A 13,322-nucleotide genomic window follows, 5' to 3' on the forward strand; every position below is an offset into this window, starting at 1 on the left:
AACTACTGTCACGGTTTCAGTGCCGCGCGGACCGCCTGCGCGATGCGGTCTCCCAGGTCCCGCCGGCCCTCTCGGTCGACCGGCACCTCGAGCACGCGAATGCCGTCGCCGTCCTCGGCCAGCGCGTCCGCGAGGTCGGCCGGACGGACCAGGCGGTGCGGCACCCGGTACCCCGCGCACAGCGCGCCGATGTCGGCGCCGGTCGGGGTCGCGTAGATCCGCTCGAACGACGCGGCGTACTCGGGACCGCCCTGCTCCAGGGTGGAGAAGATGCTGCCACCGTCGTCGGACGCCACGACGATCGTCAGGTCGGGCCGCGGCTCCTCCGGACCGATCAGCAGGCCGTTGCTGCCGTGCAGGAACGTCAGGTCCCCGACGTACGCGATCGCGCGGGTCGAGGGACGCGCCAGCGCGGCGCCGATCGCGGTCGACAGCGTGCCGTCGATGCCGGCGAGGCCACGGTTGGCGATGACGAGCCGTTTCTCGCCGACCGGGTAGGGCCGGGCCACCAGGTCCAGGTCGCGGATCGGGCTGGAGGATCCCACGAACAGCAGACCGCCCGGCGGGACGGCGGCATTGACCGCCTTCGCGACGTCGTACGGCGTGGAGCCGTCGAGCTGGCCGTCGATCGCGGCGGTCGCGGCCCGGTCGGCGTCCTTCCACTCGCCGAGCCAGTCCCGCGGGCCCGGGCCGGCCACCTGCACCTCGTGCGTGAACGTCACGTTCTCGCCCGCCGGGACCGGGAAGGTCGACTGGTCGCCGACGTGGACGATCTCGATGTCGGTGCGGGCCAGGAGCCGCGACACCGGGCGGCTGAGGGTCGCGTGCCCGAAGCTGACGACCCGCTCGACCCGGTCCGCGAGCGGCGCGTGGGCCAGCAGGAGGCGGTACGCCACGATCGCCTCGTCACCGTTGCGCGATCCCGAGCTCGGCTCGGCCAGCAGGGGCCAGCCGCCGTCCAGCGCCGCGATGCGAGCGGGCTGGCGGGCGTCGTCCCCTGCGACCACGACGGTGCGGGGACCCGGGTCGAGGACGTGTGGGTCGGCGGCAGCGCTGCCCCGCAACCGGGTCCCGGCGGCGCCGAAGTCCCAGTCCTGGACCGGCTCGATGAGAGGCTCGTCGAGCTCGAGGTTGAGGTGGGCGGGCCCGCCCGTCACCTGCTTCACGCGCTCGACGAACGGCACGCCCGGGAAGATCTCGCGCTGGTCGGTGGTCTGGTTCGCTCCGGTGCCGCGCAGGCGTCCGGGCCGGTCAGCCGTGATCGCCAGCACGGGCACGTCACTGTGGACGGCCTCGAGCATCGCAGGGTGCAGGTTGGCGACGGCGGTGCCCGACGTCGTGACGACCGGGACGAGCCGCCGCGAGGCCTTGGCCATGCCCAGCGCCAGGAAGGCCGCCTCCCGCTCGTCGACCCGGACGTGCAGACGGATCAGCCCCTGCTCGTCGGCTGCGGCCAGCGCGAGCGCGAGGGGTCCGGAGCGCGAGCCGGGCGCCAGGACGGCGTCCGTGACCCCGAGCCCGAGCAGGTGCATCGCCAGCCTGCGGGCCACACCCACCGAGTGCTGCTCGCTCATGCCAGGACCGCCCGGACCGCGGAGAGTCGGGCCTGCCACCGGGCGTCGGTCTCGCCGTCGGCGGCGACCTGCTCGTACGCGGCGAGGTCCAGCGACGGGCGCCCGACGGGCAGGAAGCCGTCGACCGGGACGAGGGGTGACGCGACCACGTCGCCGTCGAGCAGGGAGGTGGTGCCCAGCCCGCACGCGTACGGCAGCTCGGGCAGGGCCGAGGCGAGCGCGAGCCCGGCGGCGAGGCCGATCGAGGTCTCGACCGCGCTGGAGACGACGACGGGCAGGCCGATCTGCTCCGCGATGCGCAGGCACGCGTGCACGCCGCCGAGGGGCGCCACCTTCAGCACGGCGATGTCCGCGGCCTCGAGCTCGACCACGCGGAACGGGTCCTCCGCGCGCCGGATCGACTCGTCGGCCGCGATCGGCACGTCGACCCGGCGGCGCACGGCGGCCAGCCCCTCGACCGACGCGCAGGGCTGCTCGACGTACTCCAGCCCCCCGGCAGCGAGGTCCAGGGCCGCGATGGCACCGAACGCGTCGTCGACGGACCAGCCGCCGTTGGCGTCGACCCGGACCCGGCCACCGGGACCGATCGCGTCGCGCACCGCCTCGACCCGCTCGATGTCGTCCGCCAGCGACTGGCCCTTCTCGGCCACCTTGACCTTGGCCGTGCTGCACCCGCTGCGGCGCACGATCGCGGCGGCCTGCTCCGCGCCGACCGCGGGCACGGTGCAGTTGACCGGGATCCGGTCGCGCCGGGCCTCGGGCCACTCCCGCTCCGCGGAGTCGATCGCGGCGGCGAGCCACGGGGCGCTCTCGCGGGCGTCGTAGTCCAGGAACGGGCTGAACTCCGCCCACCCGGCGGGCCCCTCGATCAGCATGCCCTCGCGGCGCGTGATGCCGCGAAATCGGACGGGCATGGGGATCGCGAAGGTACGAGGCTGCACGACTGGCAACTTACCGCCACGTGCGTACCGTCGAGTCATGAGCCGAATTGCGATAGTCGGAGGCCACGGCAAGATCGCCCGCCTCCTGATCCCCCTTCTCGTCGACGGCGGGCACGTCCCCGTCGCCCTGATCCGCAACCCCGACCACACCGCCGAGCTGGAGACGGCCGGCGCCGAGGTCACCCTGCTGGACATCGAGTCGTCCGACACCGACGACTTCGCCCGGGCCTTCGAAGGCGCGGACGCCGTGGTGTTCGCCGCCGGCGGTGGCGCCGACGGCAACATCGAGCGCAAGAAGACCGTCGACCTCGGCGGCTCCCTGAAGTCGATCGACGGTGCCACCCGCGCCGGGGTCAGCCGCTTCGTGCAGATCTCGGCCATGGGCGTCGACGAGCCGCTGGCGGACGACACCGAGGACACCTGGGTCGCGTACGTCGAGGCCAAGCGCGACGCCGACGTCGCCCTGCGCGACAGCAGCCTGGACTGGACGATCGTGCGACCCGGCGGCCTGACCGACGACCCGGGCACCGGCTCGATCACGCTGGCCGAGAAGGTCGATCGCGGCCAGATCCCCCGCGCCGACGTGGCTGCCCTCATCGCGACGGTCCTGCCGGACCGCTCGACGTACGGCAAGCAGTGGGAGGTCATCGGCGGTCCCACCCCGATCCCCGAGGCGATCGCCGCCGCGACCTGAGCCGGACCGGCCTCAGGCCGCAGGACCCTGCAGTGCCCGGCGGTCGATCTTGCCGCCGGGCAGCAGGGGCAACGCGTCCAGCAGCACGACCTCCCGCGGGGCCCAGGTCCGCGGCAGGCCGCGCTCCTCGACCGCGTCCCGGAGCGCGTCGAGCCGCAGCCCGTCGAGGCACACGGCGTCGGCCGGGACGACGTACGCGACGACCCGCGAGCCCCACTCCTCGTCCGGCACGCCCAGCGCGATCGCGTCACGGACGCCCTCCAGGCCCCGCAGCGCCTGGGTCACCGCCGGCAGCGGGATGTTGACGCCGCCGCTGATGACCACGTCGTCCGAGCGGCCGGTGATGCGCAGGCGACCGTCGACCATCTCGCCGAGATCGGCCGTGGCGAACCAGCCGTCCCGCAGGACCGCGGCGGTCGCGACCGGGTCGGCGTAGCCGTCGAACAGGACCGGACCGGACAGCAGCACCTGGCCGGACTCGTCGATCCGCACCTCGACGCCGTCGAGCGGCACCCCGTCGTAGACGCAGCCGCCGCACGTCTCGCTCATGCCGTACGTCCGCACGACGGTGACGCCTTCGAGGGCGTCGAGCATGTCCGGCGGCACCGCTGCGCCCCCGATCAGGAGCGCGTCCAGCGAGCGGAAGAGATCGATCGAGCCGCTCTCGAGCAGGCGGTGCACCTGTGTGGGCACCAGCGAGGCGTACCGGCGGTCGCCCGGGATCGCGCGCACCGCGTCGGCCAGCGTCGGGTGGTCCGCGGCGTAGACCGGCTCGAGCCCGGCCAGCGCCGATCGGACGAGCACCTGCAGCCCCCCGACACCCGTGACCGGCATCGCCTGGAGCCAGCCGCCGGGCCCGCCGAGCCGGTCGAGGGTCGCGCGGGCCGAGGCAAGCATCGCGGTGTGGGAGAGGATGACGTCCTTGGGCTCGCCGGTGCTGCCGGACGTGCGGATCACGACCGGCTCGCCGCCGTCGCGGACCCACTCGCGGACCAGCGCGAACACCGCGCGCGGATCGCCGGAGACCGGTCGCAGGCTCGCGCTCACGCGGGCTCCCCGGGGACGGCCGGGACGTCCAGCGGTCGCTTCAGGTACGTCCAGGGGAACCACATCGAGCCGATGCGTTCCCAGCCCTCGGCCTCGAGGTCCTTGGCCTTGCGGCTGCCGATCACCGCACGGCAGTGCTCCCACTGGATCGGCGACTTCTCGACGTCGTGGAAGAGCGGGCCGAAGCCGACCGAGTGCCAGCCGTGCCGGCCCCACTCGTTCAGCTGGTCGATCTCGGTGAACGCCGTGAGGCCGACCAGCTGCCGGTGCTCCGCGGTGCCCGGAATGGTCGTGGGTCGCCGGCCGAAGCGCTGCTGCGCGGCCTGGCGGGACATCCCGAGCGCGGTGCCGATCGCCTCCCAGCTGTAGCCGGCCGCGCGTGCGGAGGAGACCGCGGCGATCAGCAGCTTGTTGGTCTCGGCGTGCGCACGGCGGGTGATGACGACGAGGTCCAGGTGCGCCTCGGGCTCGACGTCGAGCCGGCCCTCGAGCGTCGGGTCCAGCCGGGCGACCGCCTGCGCGATCAGGTCCTCGAACTCCGCGTCCTCGATCGTCATGCCGTCAACGCTAGCTTGACATGGCTCACCGCGTCAACGAGAGGTTGACAAGGTGGTCGGGTGGCAGACTGGTGCGTCATGACCGCCACGCACTCCCCCGCCCAGCTCTGGATCGCCGGAGCGCGGCCCCGCACCCTTCCCGCGGCGGTGGCGCCGGTCCTGGCCGGCACGGGCGCCGCGGCGTACTCGGACTCGGTGGTCTGGTGGAAGGCCCTGCTCGCCCTCGGCGTCTCCCTCGCGCTGCAGATCGGCGTCAACTACGCGAACGACTACTCCGACGGCATCAAGGGCACCGACGACGACCGGGTCGGGCCGCTGCGTCTCGTCGGCTCGGGGCTCGTCCCGGCCCGGCGCGTCAAGGCCGCCGCGCTGCTGTTCCTCGGCATCGGCGGCGCCCTCGGCTTCGTCCTGGCCGCGACCTCCAGCTGGTGGCTGCTGCTCGTGGGCATCGCGGCCCTCGGTGCCGCGTGGACGTACACCGGGGGGCCGTCGCCCTACGGGTACCGCGCGCTCGGCGAGGTCAGCGTGTTCGTCTTCTTCGGCCTCGTCGCGGTGCTCGGCACGGCGTACGTGCAGGTCGAGGACATCACCGCGCCGGCGGTCGCGGCCGCGATCGGCATCGGCTCGCTGGCCTGCGCGATCCTCGTCGCGAACAACCTGCGCGACATCCCGACCGACTCGGTCACCGGCAAGCGGACGCTCGCGGTCGTCCTCGGCGACGCCGGCACGCGCCGGCTCTACGGGCTGCTGATGGTCGTGGCGATCGGCGCGCTCGTGTGGGCCGCGTTCTCGACCCCGTGGGCGCTGCTCGGCCTCGTCGCCCTGCCGCTGATCGGCCGCGCGGCGAGCATCGTGGCGTCCGGCGCCCAGGGCATGGCGCTCATCCCGGTCCTGCGCGACAGCGGGCTCATCGAGCTCGTGTACGCCGCAGGGCTCGCGATCGGCCTGACGATCGGCGGCTGACGTGCTGCGCGTCGCGGTCGTCTCCGACACCCACGCCCCCCGGTTCTGGAAGGCCATGCCGCCGGCGGTCGCCGCGCAGCTGACCGACGTCGACGTGATCCTGCACGCGGGCGACGTCTGCGTCCCGTCCGTGCTGGACGAGCTCGCGGCGTACGCACCCGTGCACGTGGTGGCCGGCAACAACGACGGGCCGGACGTGTCCGCGTGGGGTGCGCCCGAGACGCTCGAGCTCGAGCTCGACGGCGTACGGATCGCGATGATCCACGACTCGGGGCCCAAGCAGGGCCGAGCCGGACGCATGCGCAGGCGGTTCCCCGACGCCGACCTGGTGGTGTTCGGCCACTCGCACATCCCGTGGGACACCGAGGAGGACGGCCAGCGCCTCCTCAACCCGGGGTCGCCGACCGACAAGCGCCGTCAGCCGCGCGGCACGATGGGTCAGCTCGTCCTCGACGGGGGCCGGATCGTCTCGGCAACGATCGTGCCGGTGACCTAGTCGAGCTCGCCCGACGACCGCAGGATGCAGAACTCGTTGCCCTCGGGGTCCGCGAACACGACCCAGCCCGAGCCTGGCCCGTACACGCCGCGGCGATCGGCCACCTCGACCGCACCCAGGGCCCGTACGCGCTCGATCTCCTCGTCGCGCGTGCCCTCGCGTGGGCGCAGGTCCAGGTGGATGCGGTTCTTGCCCGTCTTGGCCTCCGGCACCTCGAGGAACCAGATCGTGTGGCCGGTCCCGGGGTCGACGATCGCGCACTCCTCGTCACCGGGCTCGTTGGGGTCACCCTCGACGTCGACGTATCCCAGCAGGCCCTTCCACCACTGCGACAGCTCGAAAGCGTCCAAACAGTCGACCGAGGTGTGCGAGACGTAGGACGTCATGGCGACACCCCGGGCAGGACACCTGTTGCCGAGAACTCCTCGAGCGCGGCCGCGTACGGGGCGATGTCGATGCCCTTGTCGGCCAGCCACGCGTCGTCGTAGTAGGTGTGCTCGTAGCGCTCGCCGCCGTCGCACAGCAACGTGACGACGCTGCCCTCCTGGCCCTCCGTACGCATGCGCCCGATCACCTCGAGCGACGCCCACACGTTCGTGCCGGTGGACCCGCCGACGGGACGCCCGAGGATCGCAGAGACCCAGCGCATCGTGGCCAGGGAGGCCGCATCGGGCACCCGGACCATGTCGTCGATGACCCCGCCCACGAACGACGGCTCGACCCGCATGCGGCCGATGCCCTCGATGCGCGACGGCTTCGCGGTCGTCACGTCGGAACGATCGGACTCCCAGCCCTCGAGGAAGGCCGAGTTCTCGGGGTCCGCGACCGCGATCCGGGTCGCGAAGCGCCGGTAGCGCACGAACCGGCCGATCGTCGCGGACGTGCCGCCGGTGCCCGCACTCACCACGATCCACTCCGGGCACGGGTGCTTCTCGGCCGACATCTGCTGGAAGATCGACTCGGCGATGTTGTTGTTGCCGCGCCAGTCGGTCGCGCGCTCGGCGTACGTGAACTGGTCCATGTAGTGGCCGCCGCATGCGCTCGCCAGCTCCCGCGCGACCTCGTACACCGTGCCGGGGTCGTCGACGAGGTGGCAGCGCCCGCCGTAGAACTCGATCAGCGCGATCTTCTCGGTGCTGGTGGACGCCGGCATCACCGCGACGAACGGCAGGCCGAGGAGCCGCGCGAAGTACGCCTCGCTGACCGCCGTTGACCCGCTCGACGCCTCGATCACGGTCGACGTCGGGCCGATCCACCCGTTGCACAGGGCGTACAGGAACAGCGACCGCGCGAGCCGGTGCTTCAGGCTGCCGGTGGGGTGGACCGACTCGTCCTTGAGGTACAGGTCGATGCCCGGCACCGGGATCGGCAGGACGTGCAGGTGGGTGTCCGCGCTGCGGTTGGCGTCGGCCTCGACGCGGCGGATCGCCTCGGCGATCCAGGCGCGGCTCTCAGTCGACGTCTTCGGCACGGCGGGACTCCTCGAGACGGGACGACATGCGCTCGGCGCGTGCGTGGACGTCCTCGGCGAGCCGGGCCCTCAGGCCGGACAGCAGGAAGATCGAGATGATCGAGGAGATGACGAGCGAGACGAGCAGCACGAAGATGTTGACGATCTCGGTGCGTTCGAAGAACAACGGCGCTGCGAGCCACACGACCGCGAACACCACCGCCAGGACGGCGAAGCGAGCCAGGGTGTAGGTCCAGAAAGCCTTCATGCTTCCAGCCTAATCGGTTGGACCACCGTTCCATCCTGCCGGTTGTGCACACCCCGATACGGTGGTCCCATGGGCAAGGCAGTTCTGGTCGTCATCGGCATCGTCCTGTTCGTGTACGCCGTGTTCGACCTGGTGGCCACTCCCAAGGCGCGGGTCAAGCTGCTGCCGAAGGTCGTCTGGCTCGTGATCCTGCTCGTGCCCGTCGCCGGACCGCTGCTGTGGATCCTCTGGGGCCACATCAAGGACGCCCCGCCGAGGACCCGTGGCACGGGCGGCTGGACCCCGCCGTCGGGCCCGCGCGGCCCCGACGACGACCCGGACTACCTGCGCGGCCTCTGACGTCCGCGGCTGCACGGGTCACGCCACGGTCACGGCGTCGTGAGCGGCGTCGAGCCGACGACGTCGAGCAGATGCAGCTTGTCGGCCGTGGTCGATCCCGGTGCGGCGGTGAACACCAGCAACGCCTGGGCCCGATCCTCGGTGGCGAGGCGCTGGCAGAACAGCTCGAGCTCGCCGAGCTGCGGGTGGATCATCGTCTTGAGATCGTGGTGCCGGTGGTGCACGTCGTGACGTGCCCAGGCCTCACGGAACTCGGCGCTGCGCTCGAGCAGGGTCGCGACCATCTCCCGCGTGCGGTCGTCCTCCCCACCCTGGGCGATCGACGTCCGCAGGTGGGCTGCGTGGCTCGCGGTGGTGCTCTCGAGCTGCCCGGGCGGGCACATCGCCCGGTCGTGGGGGTCCTGCATGAACCAGCGGTAGATCGAGCTGCGCTCGAGACCTGAGTACGCCGACTGGTCGCCGAGCAGGGCGGTCGCCATCCGGTTCTGGGCCAGCACGTCGCCCAGGTCCGACACGACGGCGGCCGGGGTGTCGTCGAGCTGGTCGAGCACGCGCAGCAGCGCCGGGGCGACGTGGTCGGTGCGCCGGGAGCGGGGAGGCACCGGGTGTCCCGCCAGACGGAACACGTGGTCGCGCTCGTCGAGGTCGAGGCGCAGCGCCCGGGCCACCGCTCCCAGCACCTGCTCGGACGGGACCGGTCCTCTCGCCTGCTCGATCCGCACGTAGTAGTCGGTCGACATGCCGGCCAGGAACGCGACGTCCTCGCGCCGGAGACCGGGCGTGCGTCGACCCGAGCGGGTCGCGAGACCCACCTCATCGGGCTGGAGCACCTCGCGGCGCCGCCGGAGGAAGGCACCGAGCGCGTCGCGGTCCATGTCCTCATTGTGCGTGGGCATCCCAGCCGGGGACAAGCCGTCCCAGGATGATCTGACCCTCCTGCGTGACGTCCGGAGCCTGCAGGCTCGTAGGTGACGGTGCCCGAGCACCGACACGACAGAAAGAAGGACAACCATGGACATCACCTCACGGACCGTGCTCATCGCGGGTGGGACCGCCGGCATCGGCCTCGAGATGGCCCGGCGCCTCACGGCGGCCGGCAGCTCGGTGGTCGTCGGCGGACGCCGCGTCGACCGGCTCACCGACATCGCGGCCGAAGGCATCGGCACGGTCGAGCTCGACGTCAGCGATCCGGCATCGGTCGAGCGCGCTCGCGACTCGGTGCTGGCGTCGTTCCCCGACCTGGACACCGTCGTCACGATGGCCGGCGTCCAGCTGATCGAGGACGTGCGCGACCCGGGCCACATCGCCACCGCCGAGCAGATCGTCCAGACCAATCTGCTGGGCACGATCCGCGTGATCGACGCCTTCACGCCGCACCTCCTGGCGCGGGGCACCGGCACCTTCGTCACCGTCAGCTCCGGGATCGGCTTCCTGCCCTTCCCGCTGATGCCCACGTACGGGGCGTCGAAGGCCGCCGTGCACGCGTACTCCGAGTCGTTGCGGGCCCAGCTGGACGGCACCGGCGTGGACGTCGTGGAGCTGGTCCCACCGGCCGTCGCCACCAGCGAGGACCAGAGGCGGGCCAACCCGGCCGCGCTCGACGTCGGCGACTTCGTCGAGGAGGTGCTGACCCTGCTGGCCGCCGATCCCACCCCGCACGAGCTGCTGGTCGGCAGCGTCCAGACGCACCGGTGGGCGGAGCGGGACGGTACCTACGACGAGCTGGTGGCACAGCGCTCGAAGGCCCTGGCGTCGCTGCCGGGCCGCTAGGGCGTCCGTCGCGGAGAGACAGGCTGCCGGTCAGTCGTCCCAGCGGAACAGCCGCGCCGCGACCGCGGTGACGACGACCGCGAAGCCGAGCAGGATCGCGATCGGGGCGAGGGCCGCTGACGGCCCCTCACCGCGCACCATCGTGTCCAGCATCCCGTCGTTCAGGTGCTTCAGCGGCAGCACCTTGCTCACGGCCGTGACGTACGCGGGCGCCCCGTCGAGCGGGAAGAACGAGCCGGACAGGAAGGCCATCGGCAGCACCACGAAGTTCGCGATCCCGACCGCGGCCTCCTCGGTGCGCGCCACCGCACCCGCGAGGAGCCCGATCGCCATGAACGCCAACGTGCCGCAGATCAGGAGCGGGATGATCATCGGCCACGACCCGGTGAGCCGCAGCCCGAACAGCACCATCCCGACCCCGATGAAGATCGCCGCCTGGACGATCGCGATGGCGATCGACACCGCGACCCGCGCGGTGACGACCGAGCTCGTCGGGACGGGCGCCAGGCGCAGGCGGCGCAGCAGCCCGTTGCGCCGCCAGACGACGAGGTTCGTCGCCGCACCGAACGTCGCGCCGGAGGCGATCGCCCAGCCCATCAGGCCCGGCGTGTAGTACTGGATCGGCTTGAGCGAGTCGTCCTCGACCTGGTCGGTCCGCAGGCTGAACTTCGGTGGCTGGCCCGTCGCGGCGAGGTTCGCCGACTGCACGATCGACTGGAACGTGCCCTGCAGCGTCGCGGCCTTGACCTGGTCGGCCCGCGAGTACCGCAGCACCAACCGGTCGCCGTCCTGGCTGATCACCGCGTCGGCGTCGCCCTTGCGCACCTGCTCGATCGCGTCCTTCTCGTCGGACGACCGGGTGACCTTCAGGCTCTCGTCGAGGTAGCCCTTGAGCTGCTTCGGGGTGTCGTCGAGGACGGCCACCGGGCCCACCTGGATGATCTCGGCGCGTGACGTGCCGCCGTCGGTGAAGATGCCACCGAACAGCACCAGGAACATCAGCGGGAAGATCACCGCGAAGAAGACCGCCATGCGATCGCGGAAGAAGCCCTTGAGCATCGCCCGGGCCAGGCTGCGGAACGCGGTCATGCGCGGTACTGCCGTCCGGTGAGGTCGAGGAACACGTCCTCGAGCGAGGCGCCCTTCACGCTGAGGCCCCCGAGCGCGTCGCGGGCGGCCAGGTCGCTGAGCACGCGGGCCGCGTCCCGGGTCGTGATCGTGGTGCCCGGGTCATCGACGTCGACCGCATCGCTGCCCGCCACGGCACGGGCGTCGGCGAGGGACAGCGTGCCGGGGGCCAGGCTGATCCGCACCGGCGCGTCGAGGCCCCGGACCAGCGCCGCCGGTGTGTCCATCTCCAGGATCCGGCCGGCGTCCATGATCGCGACCCGGTCGCAGAGCGCCTCGGCCTCGTCCATGTAGTGCGTCGTCAGGATCACGGTCCGCCCGGAATGGTTGATCGTGCGCAGGACGTCCCAGAGGTTGTGCCGGGCCTGCGGGTCGAGCGCCGCCGTCGGCTCGTCCAGGAAGACGACCTCGGGGTCGTGGATCAGGGCGCACGCGATCGACAGCCGCTGCTTCTGACCGCCGGACAGGTCCTCGGTGCGGACGTCGGCCTTGTCGACCAGGCCGACCTGCTCGAGCATCTGGTCGGTGCGTCCCGCCGCGACGCCGTAGAGCGCACCGAACGTGTCGAGCTGCTCGCGAGCGGTCAGCCGCTCGAAGAACGAGGACGCCTGCAGCTGCACCCCCATGCGGCGCTGCAGCTCGGGCTCGCGGTTCCACGGGTCGTGCCCGTCGATCCGCACCGTCCCGGCCATGGGCCGGCGCAGTCCCTCGATCATCTCCAGCGCCGTGGTCTTGCCCGCCCCGTTGGGGCCGAGCAGCCCGAAGAACTCCCCCGGCGCGACCGTGAAGCTCACCCCGTCCACGGCCCGCACGTCCCCGTACGTCATGACGAGCCCCTCGGCCCGGATCTCCACTCCCATGCGATCGACCCTAAAGCAGCCCCGCCCCGCCCGCGGGGTGTCGGTTTCCCACGGGACCGTGGGGTTTGTGCACTCCCCTCGCGTCTCAGCACGCGGGGAGTGCACAAGACGCGAGGGGAGCTGCCCGTCCACAGGACGTCACCGCGTGCCCGGCCGTCCACAGGCGGTCCGCGCAGCCCCTTCCGGTCGATCCCGCTCGACGAGCATCGCGGGATGAACCTCGTCGACCTCATCACCACCGGCCGCGGGTACGTGACCCGCGGGCAGTTCCTCGACTGCGGATACTCCGACCGCGACATCCGGGCGGCGGTCCGCTCCGGCCTGCTGCGACGCCGTCGGCAAGGCGTGTACGTGCACGCCGCGACCTTCGACGTCCTCTCGCCCGAGCAGCAGCACGTCGTCGACGTCCGGTCGGTGGCCGACAAGCTCGGGCCGGCCGTTGCCGTCAGCCACCAGTCGGCCTGCGCCATCCACGGCGCCGCGATGTACGGGACGAGGCTCGATCGCATCCACGTGACCCGTCTGGACGGCGCGGCCGGGCGCACCGCCCACGGCATCGTGCACCACGAGGGACAGGTCGTCCGCGACGACGACCTCGAGGAGATCGACGGCATGCTGGTGGTCAAGGCACCGCGGTCGATCTTCGAGCTCGGCACGACGGGCTCGGTCGAGTCGGCCATCGTCGTGATGGACTCGGGTCTGCACCTCGCCCTCACCACCCCGAGGACCTCGAGGAGCTCGGTCGCCGGTTCGAGAGCTGGCCGGGCGCGCGCCGGGCGCGGTACGCCGCGTCCCTCGCGGACGGACGCGCGGAGTCGCCGGGCGAGTCGCGCTCCCGCTACCTCTTCCGCCGGTACAACCTCCCGGTGCCCGAGCTCCAGGTCGCCATCCACGACGAGTCGGGCGAGCTGATCGGCTTCACCGACTTCGGCTGGACCGAGTACCGGCACCTCGGCGAGTTCGACGGCAAGGTCAAGTACGGCGGGCTCGTCGGCGACCCACGGACCCCGCAGGAGATCGCGTTCGCGGAGAAGAAGCGCGAGGACCGGCTGCGCCGCCAGCTGTTCGGGATCAGCCGCTGGACCTGGCACGAGATCGCCCCGTCCCAGGAGGCCGCGACGGTCCGCCGCATCGAGGGCGAGCTGCACCAGTCACGCCGGCTCTACACCCGCAACCGGCTCATCATCCCGCTCAGCTGAGCCACTCCCCGCGCGTTCTTGTCACTCCCCTCGTGT

17 protein-coding genes are annotated in these 13,322 nt (G+C 72.2%); 7 read left to right on the forward strand and 10 right to left on the reverse strand.

The window, feature by feature from the left end; genetic code table 11:
* Positions 1–8: 8 nt before the first annotated feature.
* Together menD and C3E78_RS15640 are read right to left on the reverse strand one after the other, a co-directional pair.
* Positions 9–1,574 carry a 2-succinyl-5-enolpyruvyl-6-hydroxy-3-cyclohexene-1-carboxylate synthase gene (gene menD, locus C3E78_RS15635; protein WP_108579975.1) on the reverse strand — a complete coding sequence of 522 codons (1,566 nt, stop codon included), beginning with the start codon at positions 1,572–1,574 and terminating at the stop codon, positions 9–11.
* On the reverse strand, positions 1,571–2,488 hold the full coding sequence (locus C3E78_RS15640) for an o-succinylbenzoate synthase (RefSeq protein WP_235833661.1): 918 nt from the start codon (positions 2,486–2,488) through the stop codon (positions 1,571–1,573). Before C3E78_RS15640 ends, menD begins: the two co-directional genes overlap by 4 nt.
* A 64-nt stretch (positions 2,489–2,552) precedes the next feature.
* On the opposite strand from C3E78_RS15640, the gene C3E78_RS15645 reads away from it, so the two are divergent.
* The gene (locus tag C3E78_RS15645; protein ID WP_108579979.1) at positions 2,553–3,209 is read left to right on the forward strand and encodes an SDR family oxidoreductase; all 657 of its coding nucleotides are present in this window, start codon (positions 2,553–2,555) and stop codon (positions 3,207–3,209) included.
* Between the two features lie 12 nt (positions 3,210–3,221).
* Here C3E78_RS15645 and C3E78_RS15650 read toward each other — a convergent pair whose 3' ends face one another.
* Both C3E78_RS15650 and C3E78_RS15655 read right to left on the reverse strand, forming a co-directional pair.
* Positions 3,222–4,256, reverse strand: coding sequence for an AMP-binding protein (locus tag C3E78_RS15650; protein ID WP_108579981.1), 1,035 nt, complete (start codon positions 4,254–4,256; stop codon positions 3,222–3,224).
* Positions 4,253–4,813: a hypothetical protein gene (locus C3E78_RS15655; protein WP_108579983.1), complete on the reverse strand. Its 561-nt coding sequence runs from the start codon at positions 4,811–4,813 to the stop codon at positions 4,253–4,255. Before C3E78_RS15655 ends, C3E78_RS15650 begins: the two co-directional genes overlap by 4 nt.
* Before the next feature lie 78 nt (positions 4,814–4,891).
* Here C3E78_RS15655 and C3E78_RS15660 point away from each other — a divergent pair, with 78 nt between their 5' ends.
* Positions 4,892–5,776, forward strand: coding sequence for a 1,4-dihydroxy-2-naphthoate polyprenyltransferase (locus tag C3E78_RS15660; protein ID WP_108579985.1), 885 nt, complete (start codon positions 4,892–4,894; stop codon positions 5,774–5,776).
* Between the two features lies 1 nt (position 5,777).
* Positions 5,778–6,272 carry a metallophosphoesterase family protein gene (locus C3E78_RS15665; RefSeq protein ID WP_235833662.1) on the forward strand — a complete coding sequence of 165 codons (495 nt, stop codon included), beginning with the start codon at positions 5,778–5,780 and terminating at the stop codon, positions 6,270–6,272.
* Here the strand turns inward: C3E78_RS15665 and C3E78_RS15670 are convergent.
* The 3 genes from C3E78_RS15670 to C3E78_RS15680 are packed head-to-tail and all read right to left on the reverse strand — an operon-like array spanning position 6,269 to position 7,990.
* Positions 6,269–6,658 carry a VOC family protein gene (locus C3E78_RS15670; RefSeq protein ID WP_108579987.1) on the reverse strand — a complete coding sequence of 130 codons (390 nt, stop codon included), beginning with the start codon at positions 6,656–6,658 and terminating at the stop codon, positions 6,269–6,271. The two genes, C3E78_RS15665 and C3E78_RS15670, sit on opposite strands and share 4 nt — an antisense overlap.
* Positions 6,655–7,743 carry an L-cysteine desulfhydrase Cds1 gene (gene cds1, locus C3E78_RS15675; protein WP_108579989.1) on the reverse strand — a complete coding sequence of 363 codons (1,089 nt, stop codon included), beginning with the start codon at positions 7,741–7,743 and terminating at the stop codon, positions 6,655–6,657. Before cds1 ends, C3E78_RS15670 begins: the two co-directional genes overlap by 4 nt.
* Complete coding sequence (locus C3E78_RS15680; protein WP_108579991.1) at positions 7,724–7,990, reverse strand: DUF4229 domain-containing protein; 267 nt, start codon at positions 7,988–7,990, stop codon at positions 7,724–7,726. The genes cds1 and C3E78_RS15680 overlap by 20 nt, the downstream gene beginning before the upstream one ends.
* 69 nt (positions 7,991–8,059) lie before the next feature.
* Here C3E78_RS15680 and C3E78_RS15685 point away from each other — a divergent pair, with 69 nt between their 5' ends.
* Positions 8,060–8,329, forward strand: a complete 270-nt coding sequence (locus C3E78_RS15685) for a PLD nuclease N-terminal domain-containing protein (RefSeq protein ID WP_108579993.1) — start codon at positions 8,060–8,062, stop codon at positions 8,327–8,329.
* A gap of 29 nt (positions 8,330–8,358) precedes the next feature.
* Here the strand turns inward: C3E78_RS15685 and C3E78_RS15690 are convergent, their stop codons facing one another.
* A complete protein-coding gene (locus C3E78_RS15690; protein ID WP_108579994.1) occupies positions 8,359–9,204 on the reverse strand; it encodes a helix-turn-helix transcriptional regulator in 846 nt (281 codons plus the stop codon).
* Between the two features lie 136 nt (positions 9,205–9,340).
* On the opposite strand from C3E78_RS15690, the gene C3E78_RS15695 reads away from it, so the two are divergent.
* The gene (locus C3E78_RS15695; protein ID WP_108579996.1) at positions 9,341–10,099 is read left to right on the forward strand and encodes an SDR family oxidoreductase; all 759 of its coding nucleotides are present in this window, start codon (positions 9,341–9,343) and stop codon (positions 10,097–10,099) included.
* 30 nt (positions 10,100–10,129) lie between these two features.
* Here the strand turns inward: C3E78_RS15695 and C3E78_RS15700 are convergent, their stop codons facing one another.
* Together C3E78_RS15700 and C3E78_RS15705 are read right to left on the reverse strand one after the other, a co-directional pair.
* Entirely contained in the window at positions 10,130–11,188 is a 1,059-nt protein-coding gene (locus C3E78_RS15700) for an ABC transporter permease (protein WP_108579998.1), read from the reverse strand.
* On the reverse strand, positions 11,185–12,087 hold the full coding sequence (locus C3E78_RS15705) for an ABC transporter ATP-binding protein (RefSeq protein ID WP_108580001.1): 903 nt from the start codon (positions 12,085–12,087) through the stop codon (positions 11,185–11,187). The genes C3E78_RS15700 and C3E78_RS15705 overlap by 4 nt, the downstream gene beginning before the upstream one ends.
* 213 nt (positions 12,088–12,300) lie before the next feature.
* Here C3E78_RS15705 and C3E78_RS15710 point away from each other — a divergent pair, with 213 nt between their 5' ends.
* Positions 12,301–12,999 carry a type IV toxin-antitoxin system AbiEi family antitoxin domain-containing protein gene (locus C3E78_RS15710; RefSeq protein WP_108580003.1) on the forward strand — a complete coding sequence of 233 codons (699 nt, stop codon included), beginning with the start codon at positions 12,301–12,303 and terminating at the stop codon, positions 12,997–12,999.
* A complete protein-coding gene (locus C3E78_RS15715; protein ID WP_108580005.1) occupies positions 12,954–13,286 on the forward strand; it encodes a hypothetical protein in 333 nt (110 codons plus the stop codon). Before C3E78_RS15710 ends, C3E78_RS15715 begins: the two co-directional genes overlap by 46 nt.
* The last annotated feature ends 36 nt before the right edge of the window (positions 13,287–13,322 follow it).

Origin of the sequence: Aeromicrobium chenweiae (assembly GCF_003065605.1) — a bacterium.
In the GTDB taxonomy this organism is placed as follows: domain Bacteria; phylum Actinomycetota; class Actinomycetes; order Propionibacteriales; family Nocardioidaceae; genus Aeromicrobium; species Aeromicrobium chenweiae.